This window comes from uncultured Photobacterium sp., from assembly GCF_947502415.1.
Lineage (GTDB): Bacteria > Pseudomonadota > Gammaproteobacteria > Enterobacterales > Vibrionaceae > Photobacterium.
In genome coordinates, this window is record NZ_CANMZV010000026.1 from 23,439 (window position 1) to 39,746 (window position 16,308).

Genomic DNA, 16,308 nt, shown 5'->3' on the forward strand with positions numbered 1-16,308 from the left:
CTGCCCCACCCCATTTAAACGTATTAGTTATTAGTGCTAATACGAATAATGAAATCATAACCTCTATGAAACCGATGATTTGATTATCCGTATTATTGTTAATAAAAGTGTACTGTTCACCATCCTCTGGTGGTGATGAGCTCAACAGCGATTCAATCAGTACGTGTTTTTTCTACTAAAAAGGTAGGTATGTCATGGCAGAGCAATTTGCTAAAGCTTGGGAAGGGTTCGCTGCAGGCGAATGGCAGAACGAAGTAAACGTTCGCGACTTCATCCAGAAAAACTACGCACCATATGAAGGTGATGAGTCTTTCCTAGTATCTGAAGGTACTGAAGCGACTAACAAGCTTTGGGATCAGGTTATGGAAGGTATCAAGCAGGAAAACAGCACTCACGCTCCTGTTGACTTCGATACTTCTGTTATCTCTACCATCACTGCTCACGACGCAGGTTACATCAACAAAGATCTAGAGACTATTGTTGGTCTTCAGACTGAAGCTCCGCTTAAGCGTGCGATCATCCCTAACGGTGGTATCCGCATGGTTGAGGGTTCTTGCAAAGCGTACGATCGCGAACTAGATCCTCAAGTTAAGAAAATCTTCACTGATTACCGTAAGACTCACAACCAGGGCGTTTTCGATATCTACACTCCTGATATCATGAAATGCCGTAAGTCTGGCGTTCTGACTGGTCTTCCAGATGCATACGGCCGTGGTCGTATCATCGGTGACTACCGTCGTGTTGCTCTATACGGTATCGACTTCCTGATGAAGGAAAAATTCGCTCAGTTTACGTCTCTACAAGAGCGTTTCGAAAAAGGCGAAGACCTTCAGATGACTATGCAGCTTCGCGAAGAAATCGCTGAGCAGCACCGTGCTCTAGGCCAGATCAAAGAAATGGCAGCTAAATACGGCTGTGATATCTCTGCTCCTGCTACTAGCGCACAAGAAGCTATCCAGTGGACTTACTTCGGTTACCTAGCGGCTGTTAAGTCTCAGAACGGTGCTGCAATGTCTCTGGGCCGTACTTCTACGTTCCTAGATATCTACATCGAACGTGATATCGCTGCAGGTAAGATCACTGAAGTTGAAGCTCAGGAAATGATCGACCACTTCGTAATGAAGCTACGTATGGTTCGCTTCCTACGTACTCCTGAGTACGATGAGCTGTTCTCTGGTGACCCAATCTGGGCAACAGAATCTATGGGTGGTATGAGCCTTGACGGTCGTACGTTGGTAACACGTACTAACTTCCGTTTCCTAAACAGCCTATACACTATGGGTCCTTCTCCAGAGCCAAACATCACTGTACTTTGGTCTGAGCAGCTACCTGACGGCTTCAAGCGTTTCTGTGCGAAAGTATCTATCGATACTTCTTCTATCCAGTACGAAAACGACGACCTAATGCGTCCAGACATGGACTCTGATGACTACGCAATCGCTTGTTGTGTATCACCAATGGTTGTTGGTAAGCAAATGCAGTTTTTCGGTGCACGTGCTAACCTTGCTAAAACTATGCTTTACTCTATCAACGGTGGTGTTGATGAGAAGCTTAAGCTGCAAATCGGTCCTAAGACTGCGCCAGTAACTGACGAAGTTCTAGACTACGCAGACGTGATGGATCGCCTAGATCACTTCATGGATTGGCTAGCAACTCAGTACGTGACTGCACTGAACTCTATCCACTTCATGCACGACAAGTACAGCTACGAAGCATCTCTAATGGCTCTTCATGACCGTGATGTTAAGCGTACTATGGCTTGTGGTATCGCTGGTCTTTCTGTTGCTGCTGACTCACTGTCTGCAATCAAATACGCAACAGTTAAACCTGTTCGTGACGAAGATGGCATCGCGATCGATTTCGAAATCGAAGGCGATTATCCTAAGTTCGGTAACAACGACGCACGCGTTGATGACATCGCTTGTGAACTTGTTACAACGTTCATGAACAAGATCCGTAAGCTGAAGACCTACCGTGATGCAGTGCCTACTCAGTCTATCCTGACTATCACATCTAACGTGGTATACGGTAAGAAAACTGGTAACACTCCAGATGGTCGTAAAGCTGGTGCTCCTTTCGCTCCTGGTGCAAACCCAATGCACGGCCGTGATGAGAAAGGTGCTGTAGCTTCTCTGACTTCTGTAGGTAAACTACCGTTTGCTGACGCAAAAGATGGTATCTCTTACACTTTCTCTATCGTACCAAATGCGCTAGGTAAAGAAGCTGAGACTCAGAAAGCTAACCTTGCAGGCCTGATGGATGGTTACTTCCACCACGAAGCTGGCATCGAAGGCGGTCAGCACCTGAACGTTAACGTTCTGAACCGTGAAACGCTTCTAGACGCTGTTAAGCACCCAGAGAACTACCCACAGCTAACTATCCGTGTATCGGGCTACGCTGTGCGTTTCAACTCTCTAACTGTTGAGCAGCAACAAGACGTTATCGCGCGTACTTTCACTGAAGCTCTATAATTGAGAAAACAGTGACGTGAAGAGCTAGTAACTAGAAATAGCACCTAGCCATTCTGATTGATAAAAAGCCGGTCTTATGACCGGCTTTTTTTATACCAACAAAACAATAGGCAGACATCCCTAAACAAAGCCATACAATCTAATACTCCCACTATTTAATCTTTAAAATAAGGCTGTTGGCTTAATACTATCCGCAGCGAGGCCCCCAAATCTTATCTAGTCAACAAACTAATTTTGAACACTGTTGTATTATTATTTCTGCGAGCGTAATATACCCCGTACATTTGTAGTACAAAACAGTCAGAAATTACTATGCCTGCCACATCTTCGATATTAGGCCTTACTAAAATCACCTATCCCGATGGACTGAAAAACAAATCCAAGTCCCTTTGGAAATACCGCCTCAGATTCATCTTGCGAGCAGCTCTAATGCGCTCTGCAGTAAAAAAATTACAGCATGGAATAACCACTGATATGCTGGAGCTATTGCTTAACCAGCATCATAATTTTTTTGAAAAACCGATGAAGCCGTATATTACGGTGAAAGGCAGCCCTAAGAAGCGTGCCGAGTTTGTGGTCAGCCATTATCAGTTTGTGGAACGCTGCCTGCCAGCAGAAACGACCCACGCTATTTACCAGCAGCAACCTGGCCTGGAACTTACCCGTTTTGAAGCCAAAGAAGAAGAGTATCGCCTGGCTCTTATGTATGACTCCCGCTACCAGAAAGAAGGAGACATGACCATAAAGCTACTGGACAGCCAAGACCAGCCTTTCTACGCTGTTTCGTTTTCTATTCGTGATGGAAACAATGGCCGGGAGTTGGCTATCGGTGGAATCCAAGGCCCTGAAAGCAGCCCGGAAAATAAAAACAAAATTAAGGTCCTAACCAAAACACTGCACGGCTTGCGTCCTAAAGATCTGATGATAAAAATGCTGACCATCATTGCCAATGTATGGGATGTTGATCATATCTTGGCAGTCAAAAACAGCGCTCATATCTACCGCGCCCGTCGTTACCACAGCAACAAAGTAAAAGCTGACTATGACGCTCACTGGAAAGCCTTAGGTGCTACTGACTATAACCGTGACTTTTACGAGCTAAAAAAAGAAGAAATACGTAAAACTCCTGAAGAGATTTCCCGTCCTAAGCGAGCCATGTACCGTCGCCGCTATGAGTGGCTGGATATGATGACCGAAAACCTGGAAAAACAACTCCATTTAATTGATCCGGCAAAGCATTAAGCCAAGTACGGTGAGCATAAAAGGCCCGTAAGTGGTATACAAAATCGCTCGGTATACCACTGCGTGCTATCTTGTTGACTCTATTTGATAAACGAGTACTACACTGAAAACAAGCTAATTCAAGCTCACTCTCTGATAACAAATAACGCAAACGCTTCAATATAGAAATTGTAGAACTCTTACAGTTTTGGCTTTCTTTTCGCTATTTTAGCCTGTAATTTTGTAATAAAATAACAATATAAAACACGCACTACGCGGAGAAGTTAAGCAATGTCTGTAAAAGGCCGTATTCACTCTTTTGAATCCTGCGGTACCGTGGATGGACCCGGCATCCGTTTCATCGTTTTTTTGCAAGGCTGCCTAATGCGTTGCCAGTATTGTCACAACCGAGATACCTGGGATCTTCATGATGGCAAAGAAATCACTGTCGATGAACTGATGAAGGAAGCCACTTCCTATCGCCACTTTATGAATGCCTCCGGTGGTGGTGTCACCGCATCAGGCGGTGAAGCCATGCTGCAACCTGAATTTGTCCGTGACTTCTTCCGCGCCGCACAGGCTCAAGGTATCCATACCTGCCTAGATACCAACGGCTACATCCGCAAACATACTGATGTTGTCGATGAAGTACTTGATAGTGCAGATCTGGTCATGCTGGATTTGAAACAACTTGATGACAGTATCCACCAGGATCTGGTTGGCGTACCAAACAAACGTGTGCTGGATTTTGCTCGCTACCTGCATAAACGCGGCCAAAAAACCTGGATCCGTTACGTCATCGTTCCAGGCTTTACCGATGATGAAAAATCAGCTCACCTACTGGGTGACTTCATCAAAGACATGGACAATATCGAGAAAGTTGAGCTGCTGCCCTACCATCAGCTTGGCGAACATAAATGGGAAGCCATGGGTTTTGACTATCCACTAACAGGTGTAAATCCGCCTCCAAAAGAAACGATGGAAAAAGTCAAAACCATTATCAGTGAATACACATCAGCCAAAGTAATGTACTAACACCGCACTACTTAAAAAGACATGTCATATACAAAAGGAGAGCAAAAGCTCTCCTTTTTTGCATGCATAAAACAACCAGCGGATACTGATATCACTACATGTAATACCAATCAGAATAAATATCAACAGAAGCGGATAAAAAGCGAACAACCACAATTCTATTTCCTTATCATGAATAAAGGCTATTTCTTTTCAATTAAGCAGAAATGCACGCATTTGCATATCAATTTAACTCAGCATATCCATCATGAAAATTGATGCAACAAAAACACATCTTCTTTCATAGAAATTATGTGTTTTCTTTCAAAACAAACAAATTTTGTCTTGAAGCGGTCATTTTCTGTAAATAAACACTAGCCATACAGTCAAAAACCAAGAAAAGATCAAATAGGCATAAATGCAACCAGTTAAATTGCACATCTGCGCATATTTATATTTCTTCTAGTAATCATCAAATTAATTGATTACATTTCCATTTTACGATCTTTGATCATCCGAATTGCCTCACGGCGAATACAGTCGCGTAGCGGGTTCTCGATTGAATCTGCCCGCCATATAAAAGAAAGCGTCCGCTTCATATTCAGCTCCGGTACATTAAGCGCTACCAACTCTCCTCGCTCGATATACTTCACCACATCCAAATATGGCAGACAGCTCAGGTATGGTCCATTCGTCACTAATGTTCTCAGGACAGAAATCTGTTCATACTCACGCCAGACATCCAAATCCTCAATCACCCCATGCAAAGCACTTTCAAAACTTTTACGGGTACCGGCACCCTGCTCGCGAAGCACCCATTTCGCCTGCTCCAGCTGGGCAAAGCTAACTGTTTCAAAATTAGCATAAGGATGATACTTAGAAGCGATAATCACCAAATGGTCATGACACCACACTTCCTGTTCCAGCCGACTGTCATCACAACGTCCTTCGATGATCCCCAGCTCACACTCATAACTCCTCACCCGCTCAATCACTTTCTGGGCATTTTTCACACTGAGCTGAATGCGCAATTCCGGGAAGTCCTTATCTATAATACTGATTAGCTCTGGTAATAAGTGCTCTGCTGCCGTCTGGCTGGCAGCCAGGCTGATTTCTCCGCTAACAAGGTGCTGATCATAAAAGCCCAGCTCAATCTGCTGGGCATCGAACAACAGCTTTTTCGCCCTTGGCCGTAACCAGGCTCCCCAGTAAGTCAGTGCCATTTGCTTTCCCTGGCGTTCAAAAAGAGGGCGTCCCAGCAACTTTTCAAGCTGGGAAAGAGCCATACTGGCTGCAGACTGGGTCAGCGCCAAATTCTCCGCGGCTTTACTCACACTTCGCGTGCTTGCCACCTCTTCAAAAACAGCAAGCTGCTTCAGTGAATAACGCATTCAAAACTCCTATACCAATGCAAATAGTTCCTTATCGCCAAGAATATCAATTTTTGTGATGAGGGTTAAAGAAATTATCAATTTTACTCAAGACTTTCCTCCCACTTATTCTGACGCTCAGCAATCCAGTCACACAGAGGAGGAAATGTGACATTACAAACCGAAACGCAAACCACCATCCCCGACCGGAATGTCGACAAACTTACAGGAGAATTTTGACATGGCTGCGGCACCAGCATCCAACAACAATAACTTCACTCCGAAGGAGATGATGAAACAAGCGGAAGTTTACGCTGTCGGTAAGGCATCGAAGCCAACCCGGACCACAATCGCACTGGCTATCACTGCCGGTGTATTCATCGGCCTAGCTTTCGTGTTCTACATTACTGTCACCACCGGCAGTAACCTAGGCTGGGGCCTTAATCGCCTGTTTGGCGGCCTGGCATTCAGTATGGGCCTGATCCTGGTTGTCATCTGCGGCGGAGAACTGTTTACCAGTACGGTGCTGTCTTCCATTGCCCGTGCTAATAAGCACATCACAACAACGCGCATGCTTGCTACTTGGGGCAAGGTGTACTTCGGCAACTTCCTTGGTGCGATGCTGCTTCTTGCGCTGGTTACCATGGGGAGCCTGTACCAGCTAGATGGCGGCCAGTGGGGTCTAAACGCTCTGAACATCGCCCAGCACAAGCTTCACCACCAGCCTCTTGAAGCGTTTTCCCTGGGTATTCTGTGTAACCTTTTGGTCTGTCTGGCTATCTGGATGACCTTCTGCTCAAACAACATGATGACCAAGATGGCCATCATGGTTCTGCCCGTTGCCATGTTCGTCAGCACCGGCTTTGAACACAGCGTTGCCAACATGTTCATGGTGCCTCTGGGTATCACCATCCAGAACATCGCACCAGAGTCATTCTGGCTAAACCTGGGTGTGTCTCCGGAGCAATATGCCGACCTGAATATCCACAACTTCATCTTTTCCAACCTGATCCCAGTCACCCTGGGCAACATTGTTGGTGGCGGTGTACTTGTTGGACTGAGCTACTGGGCAATTTTCAGCTCACCTAAAGATCAGCATACAACTGCAACCATCATCACCCCTGACTTCTCAAACTCTACCGTTTTAAACAAGGACAACACTATGCTTCAGGAAAACCTATTAGTGAACGACTACATGCGTCCTGCAACAACGACCCTTCTGCCTGGTATGCCTGTTGCTGAAGCCCTGGATATTTTAATCAAAGAAGATCTGTCCGGTGCCCCTGTTCTGTCTAGCGACCAACGTCTTGTCGGCTTCTTCTCTGTTCATGATGCCCTGGTTGATCTATGGTGCAACGACTACATGCCGGATGCTGAATGCAAAGTTCAGGATCTGATGAAGCATGAAATTCAAACCGTAAACCCGGACAATTCTATCCTGGAAATTGCCGAATACATGAGTATCGACAAAAACATCCTGTACCCAGTCAGCAGTGGCGGTATCGCCACCCAAATGACCACACTGTCTTTGAACGAGCGCGCCCGCACGATGGTCGTTAATCGTCCACAAAGCTTCCCAGTAGTCAAAGACGAGCAACTGGTTGGAATGATCAACCGCCACGATATCATCAAGGCGCTACGCCCGGTGTATGGCAGCCTGGTTTCGGTATCAGAATTAGACAAAACTCAGCCAAAGACTGAAACAGCCTAATTTATCAATCACCTGCCAGCTATGCTGGCAGGTTCTCTAATTCCGCCATTATGCTTAGCTGCAACATTTCCTTTCTCTTTCTTTCAAAATTCCAGAAACACAAATTAACCACACTTCTATCGGATTTTTTCTATATATACGTGATAAAATTATGGTATAAACCCATCGCAAACGATTGCGTGACCTGCAAAAGCAGATCGATGCGATATCTCTATTGCTACCTATGCGAGGTTATGGCCGCCCATGAAAAGTGATATTCAAATTTGTCGTGACACCACACTCACCCCAATTGATCAAATCGCTCAACAAGCAGGCATTCTACCGGATGATTTAACGCCTCAGGGCAGCCTGAAAGCTAAAATAAAACCCTCTATTCTCAAGCGACTGAATGATAAGCCGGAAGGCAAACTGGTTCTGGTGACCGCGATTACCCCTACCCCGCTGGGCGAAGGAAAAACGGTCACCACTATTGGCCTGGCTCAAGGGTTAGCGAAAATTAACCAGAGCGTAATGGCCTGCATTCGCCAACCATCCATGGGGCCGGTGTTCGGTGTTAAAGGTGGCGCAGCAGGCGGTGGTTACAGCCAAGTCGCACCTATGGACAAACTAAACCTTCATTTGACCGGTGATATCCATGCCGTCAGTGCGGCTCACAACCTGGCTGCTGCGGCACTGGATGCCCGGATCTATCATGAGCAGCGCCATGGCTACGAAGCATTCGAAGAGAAAACTGGCCTTAAAGCACTACGCATTGATATCAACCGTATCAGCTGGAAACGCGTCATGGACCATAATGATCGTGCTCTGCGTATGATCACTGTCGGTAACAATGAACCGGGCAAAAACATTAACGGCATAGCCCGTGAAGATGGTTTTGATATCTCGGCAGCATCCGAACTAATGGCAATCCTCGCCCTGTCGACAGATCTGGCCGACATGCGCCAGCGCCTTGGTCGTATTGTCCTGGCGTATAACCTCGACGGTGAACCCGTTACAGCCGAAGATCTCCAGGTGGCTGGCGCAATGGCCGTCACCATGTGCGATGCCATCGAACCGACCCTAATGCAGACACTGGAAGGGGTTCCGACCCTGATCCATGCAGGGCCATTTGCCAACATAGCCCACGGCAACTCATCCATCATAGCCGATCGCATTGCCCTGAAGCTTAGCGACTATACCATTACCGAAGGCGGCTTCGGCTCAGACATGGGCTTTGAAAAAGCTTGCAACATTAAAGCGCAACAGGCAGAACGAGGTCCTGACTGCGCTGTGGTTGTCGCCACGCTACGCGGCCTGAAAGCCAACTCCGGCCACTATGACCTTCGCCCGGGACAGCCGTTGCCAGAAGCCATTTTTGCTCCTGATGAAAACAGCCTGACAGCCGGTTTTACCAACCTGAAATGGCACATCCTCCATGCGGCCAAATACGGTATCCCGGTTGTGGTTGCCATTAACCGCTTCCCACAAGATACCGATACTGAGCTTGAGCAACTCAAAAATATGGTGACGGCCGAAGATTTCGGCTGCCATGTCGATGTTGCCATCAGCGAAGCCTTCGGCAAAGGCGGGGAAGGAGCTATCGAGCTGGCTCAGGCTGTTGTTAACGCTTGCAAAACGCCAGCCCGGTTCAAGCCTCTGTATAGCCTTGAACAAACCCTGGAAGAGAAATTAATGACAGTGGCAGAAGTCGGCTACGGCGGTCGCGGTATCGAGCTCTCGGAGCTTGCCAAAACGCAGCTGGCAGAGCTTAAAGCTCAAGGACACGACAATCTTGCTATCTGCATGGCTAAAACACCGCTATCGATTACCCATGACCCAAGCCTGAAAGGAGCGCCAACCAACTTCACCGTTCCAATCCGCGAACTGAAGCTTTGTGCCGGCGCCGGTTTTGTCTACGCCCTATGCGGTAATGTCATGACCATGCCTGGCTTACCGGAAAAGCCCGCCTTTATGGAAATGGATATTGATGAAGATGGCAATATCACAGGGTTAAGCTAATAGTTCGCTCCCAGCCCCTGTCCATTAATCTTGGTTACTTGGGTATATCGACTCAAGTAACCAGCTCACTTGAATATATAATCGCGATCAGCAAACGTCCTCACCCACTCCGGCTTATAGACCACCAGCAAGGTCATCGCCATTCCATTAAGTAAAGCTTCGGGAAACAAAAGCAACGGTAGCAGCGCAAGGTAGTTATCGACGATATAGCCCCATAAATAGAGGCCACTGACATACATCCAGCCACTGATAAGCAGCAAGTGGACAACCATCGTCAACGCCCCATTAAAAAAAGCGGCGACAAAAAGATACACAAATAAGTGCTTCGGCAATCCCCGCCCTCAAATTCCAGAGCAGAAAAAGCATAAGTATGCTCGCCATCACTAGGTGCTGGTAATCCTTCTCTGACTTGAATTTAGGCCAAAACTCCCGAGGAAACCCCAACACCAAAACCGCCAGCCAGACCAGATAGCCGGCCCACTGCAGCAACGTCATCCCTGTCATTATCCTCTAAGGTTAATAAGCTAAAATTAATACAACCATGTAATTATTAAGGGTGAATTTTGTTAAATTACAACCATTAAACCTGATTGGACAAGCTTTAGCCAGTTGCAATTTTTTAACAAAAAACGACCTCAAAGCTGTCGTCAGATCAAGTTTTTTTGCAATTAACCTGATAATCTCAATGCCAGCTCAATACAATATTAAAGGCCTATCATTATGGAAATGACTAACGCACAACGTCTTATTCTTTCTAACCAGTACTACCTCATGGCTCAGCTCACCCCTGAAAACGCAGAAAAATACCGCCGCCTGCAAACCATCGTCGAGCGTGGTTACGGCCTACAGATGCGTGAGCTGAATAAAGACTTCGGTTGCCTGGAAGAAGATGAATGCCGCAACGTTATTGATTTCATGGAAATGTATCACGCGATGCAGGAATCGTTCAAAATGCTGAATAAAGAGAACCAAAGCCAGGTTGACGAGCGCCGCCTGCAGTTCCTTGGCTTCGATATTGCGACAGAATCGCAGCTTGTAAATTATGTGCGTTTCCTGACTGAAGAAGAAGGACTGTATCCTCAATATGATAAGTCTGAACATCACTTCAACAGCCAGGTACCGATGCAGGAAAAATACCACCGTATGCTGCAAACCTGGCGCAACTGCCCGCGTCAGTACCACCTGTCTGCGACTGAAATTCAGCAGATCCAAAATGCATAATTGCTAACCCTATCTTCATAAAAAGAAAACCGGTGCAGTGCTCCGGTTTTCTTTTTTCAGCGTAAGTAATACAATCACCAAAGCCCACTCTTTTAGGGCTATTTATTGACAGCTAAATAGAACATCGGCAGACATATTATTAACACCTCACTATCATCTGCTTCAACAAGATAAAAATGTGACATCACACGGCATTTAGTGTCATGATGAGTCAAATCCAACCCATCACTAGTAGTTAAGAATATAAAATCGATAGCACTCTTAGAAAATCCCACTTTTCCGACTTTAATTCTCTACAATCCGACAGAAGAACCTTGTATATAGGGACTATCAATGCAAGGTGAATTATTAATTCATGAATCGTTTATTTTTAATTTGTCTATTTTTTTCATCAACTTGCCTTGCTAAATCGACAAACAATTTAATTATTTTAACAACTTTTTCCGAGTCATCGATTGAACCAGTTATCCAACAATTTCAAAAACAACACCCAGATGCCTCAGTCAAAGTACTTCACCGCCGGGGTGAAGCCGGGCTTCGCCTGCTGGAAAAGCCATATCATGATATTGATATCGTGATCTCATCATCACGCCTGGCATTTCTGCCTATTATCAAGAAAAAAGGCTTCCTACCTCTGGGAGATCTTCAGCTGACCCCAACAGCCGAACGACAAGCTCAGCGACATGACTTGCCCAATAACGTTACAGTCTTTGGCTGCGCTGGCTATGGGCTGATGTGGAATACCCATTACCTGAAAAAACACCACCTCGATATTCCCAGCACCTGGGAAAGTCTTGCCCAGCCACAGTATTTCCGCCATATCATTATGAGCAGTCCGTCGCGTTCAGGCAGTTCCCACCTGATGGTGGAAAATATCCTGCAACGCTATGGCTGGGAGCAAGGCTGGAAACTCCTGCTCCAAATCGGAGGTAACCTGGCTTCTATCTCAGCACGAAGCTTCGGTGTCAGCGATGCTGTTTCACGTGGATTAGCCGGTATCGGTCTGGTTATCGACAACTTTGCTTACGAAAGCCAAAAACAATTTCCTTACATCGGATTCCAGTATCAGGACTTCAGCCCACAGTTGCCGAGCTATATTGCCGCGATAAACAATACCAACCAAGCCAATCATAGCCTGGCATTTATCGAGTTCATGCTCTCTGACAAAATCCAAAATAATATGCTGGAAGGTTCACTACACAAACACAACCTAAAGCAATCAGAAGACTTACCTTTCACAGTGCAGCCCATAGACCATAAGCTGGTACAGCAACGCGCTGTACTTGTCATGCAATTATTTGAACAAGTTATTAACCACCAGCTGGTCGCGCTAAACCAAGCCTGGCAGCTACTGCACAAAATCAGTTCAATAGAAACACTCTCCGCAACCCAGCGTCAACAATATGCGCTTGCCGTCAAACTGGCCTCAACACCGCCGGTTACAGCAGCAGAAGCTAACAATACCGCACACTTCCGAAATCTGACAATGTCCCAGTCTAATGTGTTTACAGCCAAGCACATCAACAACTGGCGTGACACTATGGCTCTGCAACTTGAGCATTCCATCCGTCTCTCTAAGCAAATTCTTGCCGACTCTAAAGAGGAGCGGTAATGAAATTTCAGAACACCATCGGCAAGCGTCTGATCCTGTCCATTAGCTTCATGACTGTACTGACTATTAGCGTGAGCCTGATTGCAGCAATTACCTGGGAAGCACTGGATGATCAGGTCAACACCATTGTTGAAAAAAATATCCCGACCCTAAAGACAAGTTATCAGCTTGAGAGAAATACCGCAGGCTTGCAAGCTGCCCTCAACAAACTGAGTAACAATACAGATCCACTGCTCCATGCTGAGCTAAAACAGAAGCTCGACGATCAACTGGCAAAAATCACCGCAGCGATTAACCATACATCGTTGGAAAAAATGCACTCAGGCATCAAGACTGAACATGAAACACTACTGACCGACACTGCTATCTATGCCAATTTGCTGTACCGCCGCAATACACACCGTTCAGCATTGGCACAGACAAAAAACAGCATTAAGTGGCTACACCAGGATCTGGTTGACGAACTTACGCCTATCCGCCAGGAAGTCGAGTGGCAACTCACCCGGATGCTCCCTAACGCCATTAATACCGATGCAATTGGCGAAGTCATGACTGAATTTTCCTTGATCCAATCCATAACTGTGCATGAAAACGAACTGCACCAGCTGGTACAGGAAATCATTCTGCAACGCCAAAACCGGGATATCGGTAATGCCTTCTACTTCATCGGCTACAAAACTGAAGAAGTCAGCAAAATGAGTCAGGGACTGAACCACTACCCTTCGACGATCTCCTACCGTCAGCTTTTGCAGGAACTGATCACCATCGTCGAGCCCGAAGGTATACTGGAGCAGCAACTACGACTCGATGTCGAACTGAACAATGCGATCAACCAGTTCGAAAAACAGATCCAAATCCGCCTGAAGCATCAGGAAGAAGTCATTCAGGCCGTTGTAGAGAAAGAGAATAACTCGCTCCGCCAGCTCAATGAACAAACACGCCAAGCAGTGCGGTTCAGTAACCTGCTCCTGTTTATCGTAGTAATATTGTCAATCTTCCTGTCGGTTATCCTTTCTATTTATCTGGTAGGTCGCGGCATCGTCAAACGACTAAACATGCTGTCGCAGGACTTGGCGGCGGTCGCCAACGATCAGCTCAATGCGAAAATCCAAATTTCCGGTAGTGACGAAATCGGGAAACTGGGGGACAACCTGCGCCATTTTTGCCGCCAGATGCAGGAAATGCAGCAAAGCAATGCACTCAACCTGATAAACAATACTCAAGCCAGTATTATTACCTGTGATCTCAACGGCAAGGTCGAATCAGTCAATCCCAGTGCCCAGGCCTTGTTCCGGTATGACACGTTTCCAAGTCACCAAACTATTTGGTCACTCTTTAGCACCAATATGCAGCAGCGTCTTCAAACGCTTTTCTTGGATGCCAGTCCGTTATTACTCAACGGAGCCTGCCAGTTAACGCTCAAACACGAGCAGGATCCTGATAACGACCTGTACCTACGGCTGGATTTCCGTCTATTCCAGCAAGGAACCAGCGACAAAATCATTATAACTATGACTGATATCACCGAGCAGGAAAATGCTGCGCGCTGGCTGGAAAACATGGTACGGGAAAAAACCCAATCACTTACCAACCGAAACCGCCAGCTCAATGCTGAAATTGAAGACCGCAAGCGTGTTGAAGCTGACTTGCGATCAACCCAGGACGAGTTGATCCAAGCCGCCAAGATGGCGGTCGTGGGCCAGACCATGACATCCCTGGCTCACGAGCTCAACCAACCGCTATCGGCTATCTCGACTCATGTCTTCGCCACCCGAATGGCTATCGAGAAAGAAAACTATACCCAGCTGCCAAACAGCCTGGAGAAAATCGATAACCTGACCTCGCGGATGGGACGTATCGTGGCAAGCCTGCGCAGCTTTTCTAAGAAGCAATCTGCCAGCAGTCCGCTCAAATCGGTTGATATACCGGCCTCGTTCCAACAAGCCTTGCTAATTGTAGAAAGCCGGGCCAAGGTTCAGAAAACCAACATTTCCTGCACTATTGACGATCCACTGTTCGCTAAGGCCGATCAGGTGCAACTGGAACAGGTTCTGGTCAACCTGCTGGTCAACGGCTGCGATGCTGTTGCCGGATGTGAACTTCGTGAAATAACCGTCTGTGAACTAGCCAGAGAAGATAACCGTATCCGCATCGCTGTCAGCGATAGCGGCAACGGTTTTGCCACCAACATTATCCAAAAACTTTTTATTCCCTTTACCACAACAAAAGAGGTCGGTCTTGGCCTCGGTTTAAGTATCTGCCGCTCTATCATGAACCGCTTTGATGGTGATATCTTTCTTGCCTCAAACCTTCAAGGCGGAGCTATGGTCGTACTGGAGTTAAATAAATATGATGATAAATAATGAGATTGAAGTACTGATCATCGACGATGACCAGGATGTCGTCGAAGCATATCAACACCTGCTCGAAGTATCCGGGTATAAAGCTCACACAGCCACTGATCCGACAGTGGCAATCAACATGCTTCACAAAAACTGGCCGGGAGTTGTTGTCACTGACATGTACATGCCAGGCCTTAGTGGCATGGAGCTACTTGAAAAAGTTCGCGATCTGGATCCTGAACTTCCCGTTATCATGATCACCGGTCATGGTGACATTCCAATGGCCGTGGATGCTGTAAAAAAAGGTGCTATCGACTTCCTGCAAAAACCACTTCAACCAGCCGAGCTGCTGGCATTGCTGGAAAAAAACCTCCCGAAACGAAAGCAGACAATTGAGCAGCGTACAAACCTGAATCATTCTGCAGCCGAAGTGCTGCTGGGTGACAGCCCGCTGCTCATCAAAATCCGCGAGCAAATTGCCGAAGTCGCCCAAACCACTAAAGATATACTGATTGAAGGTGAACCTGGCTCCGGGCGTCATACCGTTGCAAAATTGCTGCATCAAAACAGTGAAATCAGTGAAGGCCCCTATGCCTGTGCCATGGGCCAGGAAATTGGTTGCACCGCTGATTTACAACGCAAAATGATCTCGGCTCGCAGCGGTAGCCTATGTCTGAAAAATCCTCAATATATGCCAATAGAAGCCCAGCAATGGCTTTGCCGCTTCCTGCTGGAGCAAGAACGTCAGGGGAAGAAAGAAGTCCGGATCCTGGCGGTCATTGACGGTACGCCTGAAACCCAGGTTGAACAGGACAAGCTGCTGCCTGAGCTATTTTACTTCCTGAGTCAGATTCGTTTTAGCCTGCCGACGCTAAAACAGCGTAGCTGCGATATCACACCGCTGTTCCGCCATTTCCTCCGACAGAGCTGCCAGAAACTCAATAAGGTTCTGCCTGGTGTCGACAAAGCCTATATCAACACCCTCAACCGCCATGAGTGGCCGGGGAATGTCCTGGAGCTGAAAAATGTTGCTGAGCTGTATGCCATCGGCATTGTTAAATTAGCAGGCCAGGAGCGAACCAAGCCATTAGAACAAATGAGCAGCCCGCTTGATGATCTTGTCGACAGCTACGAAAAACAAGTTATTGAGGATGCATTGTACCTCTTTGCCGGCCGGATCAATGAGGTTTCAAGCTACCTGCAGATCCCGCGCAAGAAGCTCTACCTGCGGATGAAAAAACATAATCTGGACAAGGCGGAATATAAAGTTCGCGCTTCCAGTTAATGTAAATCAACCATCGCACTTTTCGGTGGTTTGAAAATAGTAAAAAACCGCCCTGTTTTATGT

General features: G+C 46.7%; 12 protein-coding genes. 9 read left to right on the forward strand and 3 right to left on the reverse strand.

Annotated elements, in window-relative coordinates; translation table 11 throughout:
• Positions 1–194: 194 nt before the first annotated feature.
• The 3 genes from pflB to pflA all read left to right on the forward strand — a co-directional run bounded on the left by pflB (position 195) and on the right by pflA (position 4,727).
• Positions 195–2,471: a formate C-acetyltransferase gene (gene pflB / locus Q0852_RS20290; protein ID WP_299021371.1), complete on the forward strand. Its 2,277-nt coding sequence runs from the start codon at positions 195–197 to the stop codon at positions 2,469–2,471.
• Positions 2,472–2,783: 312 nt separating this feature from the next.
• Positions 2,784–3,713: a VirK/YbjX family protein gene (locus tag Q0852_RS20295; protein ID WP_299021373.1), complete on the forward strand. Its 930-nt coding sequence runs from the start codon at positions 2,784–2,786 to the stop codon at positions 3,711–3,713.
• A 270-nt stretch (positions 3,714–3,983) separates the two neighbouring features.
• On the forward strand, positions 3,984–4,727 hold the full coding sequence (gene pflA, locus Q0852_RS20300; protein ID WP_299021376.1) for a pyruvate formate lyase 1-activating protein: 744 nt from the start codon (positions 3,984–3,986) through the stop codon (positions 4,725–4,727).
• A gap of 464 nt (positions 4,728–5,191) precedes the next feature.
• Here the strand turns inward: pflA and Q0852_RS20305 are convergent, their stop codons facing one another.
• A complete protein-coding gene (locus tag Q0852_RS20305) occupies positions 5,192–6,097 on the reverse strand; it encodes a LysR substrate-binding domain-containing protein (protein ID WP_299021378.1) in 906 nt (301 codons plus the stop codon).
• Positions 6,098–6,317: 220 nt separating this feature from the next.
• Between Q0852_RS20305 and focA the strand changes: the two genes are divergently transcribed.
• Both focA and Q0852_RS20315 read left to right on the forward strand, forming a co-directional pair.
• Positions 6,318–7,787, forward strand: coding sequence for a formate transporter FocA (gene focA / locus Q0852_RS20310; protein ID WP_299021381.1), 1,470 nt, complete (start codon positions 6,318–6,320; stop codon positions 7,785–7,787).
• A 243-nt stretch (positions 7,788–8,030) separates the two neighbouring features.
• The gene (locus tag Q0852_RS20315) at positions 8,031–9,785 is read left to right on the forward strand and encodes a formate--tetrahydrofolate ligase (RefSeq protein ID WP_299021383.1); all 1,755 of its coding nucleotides are present in this window, start codon (positions 8,031–8,033) and stop codon (positions 9,783–9,785) included.
• A 65-nt stretch (positions 9,786–9,850) separates the two neighbouring features.
• Here Q0852_RS20315 and Q0852_RS23990 read toward each other — a convergent pair whose 3' ends face one another.
• Together Q0852_RS23990 and Q0852_RS23995 are read right to left on the reverse strand one after the other, a co-directional pair.
• Positions 9,851–10,057, reverse strand: a complete 207-nt coding sequence (locus tag Q0852_RS23990) for a hypothetical protein (RefSeq protein ID WP_367278175.1) — start codon at positions 10,055–10,057, stop codon at positions 9,851–9,853.
• Positions 10,058–10,070: 13 nt separating this feature from the next.
• Positions 10,071–10,289: a hypothetical protein gene (locus Q0852_RS23995; protein ID WP_367278176.1), complete on the reverse strand. Its 219-nt coding sequence runs from the start codon at positions 10,287–10,289 to the stop codon at positions 10,071–10,073.
• Positions 10,290–10,505: 216 nt separating this feature from the next.
• On the opposite strand from Q0852_RS23995, the gene Q0852_RS20325 reads away from it, so the two are divergent.
• The 4 genes from Q0852_RS20325 to Q0852_RS20340 all read left to right on the forward strand — a co-directional run bounded on the left by Q0852_RS20325 (position 10,506) and on the right by Q0852_RS20340 (position 16,245).
• Positions 10,506–11,006 carry a YfbU family protein gene (locus tag Q0852_RS20325; RefSeq protein WP_299021386.1) on the forward strand — a complete coding sequence of 167 codons (501 nt, stop codon included), beginning with the start codon at positions 10,506–10,508 and terminating at the stop codon, positions 11,004–11,006.
• 355 nt (positions 11,007–11,361) lie between these two features.
• The gene (locus Q0852_RS20330; protein WP_299021388.1) at positions 11,362–12,618 is read left to right on the forward strand and encodes an ABC transporter substrate-binding protein; all 1,257 of its coding nucleotides are present in this window, start codon (positions 11,362–11,364) and stop codon (positions 12,616–12,618) included.
• On the forward strand, positions 12,618–14,981 hold the full coding sequence (locus Q0852_RS20335; RefSeq protein ID WP_299021390.1) for an ATP-binding protein: 2,364 nt from the start codon (positions 12,618–12,620) through the stop codon (positions 14,979–14,981). Before Q0852_RS20330 ends, Q0852_RS20335 begins: the two co-directional genes overlap by 1 nt.
• Entirely contained in the window at positions 14,971–16,245 is a 1,275-nt protein-coding gene (locus Q0852_RS20340; RefSeq protein ID WP_299021449.1) for a sigma-54 dependent transcriptional regulator, read from the forward strand. The genes Q0852_RS20335 and Q0852_RS20340 overlap by 11 nt, the downstream gene beginning before the upstream one ends.
• Positions 16,246–16,308: the final 63 nt, after the last annotated feature.

Coding starts and splice junctions, on each gene's coding strand:
- Q0852_RS20295 (WP_299021373.1), top strand. CDS start 2,784: ATGCCTGCCACATCTTCGATATTAGGCCTTACTAAAATCACCTATCCC.
- focA (WP_299021381.1), top strand. CDS start 6,318: ATGGCTGCGGCACCAGCATCCAACAACAATAACTTCACTCCGAAGGAG.
- Q0852_RS23990 (WP_367278175.1), bottom strand. CDS start 10,057: ATGGTTGTCCACTTGCTGCTTATCAGTGGCTGGATGTATGTCAGTGGC.
- Q0852_RS20335 (WP_299021390.1), top strand. CDS start 12,618: ATGAAATTTCAGAACACCATCGGCAAGCGTCTGATCCTGTCCATTAGC.
- Q0852_RS23995 (WP_367278176.1), bottom strand. CDS start 10,289: ATGACAGGGATGACGTTGCTGCAGTGGGCCGGCTATCTGGTCTGGCTG.
- pflA (WP_299021376.1), top strand. CDS start 3,984: ATGTCTGTAAAAGGCCGTATTCACTCTTTTGAATCCTGCGGTACCGTG.
- Q0852_RS20330 (WP_299021388.1), top strand. CDS start 11,362: ATGAATCGTTTATTTTTAATTTGTCTATTTTTTTCATCAACTTGCCTT.
- pflB (WP_299021371.1), top strand. CDS start 195: ATGGCAGAGCAATTTGCTAAAGCTTGGGAAGGGTTCGCTGCAGGCGAA.
- Q0852_RS20315 (WP_299021383.1), top strand. CDS start 8,031: ATGAAAAGTGATATTCAAATTTGTCGTGACACCACACTCACCCCAATT.
- Q0852_RS20325 (WP_299021386.1), top strand. CDS start 10,506: ATGGAAATGACTAACGCACAACGTCTTATTCTTTCTAACCAGTACTAC.
- Q0852_RS20340 (WP_299021449.1), top strand. CDS start 14,971: ATGATAAATAATGAGATTGAAGTACTGATCATCGACGATGACCAGGAT.
- Q0852_RS20305 (WP_299021378.1), bottom strand. CDS start 6,097: ATGCGTTATTCACTGAAGCAGCTTGCTGTTTTTGAAGAGGTGGCAAGC.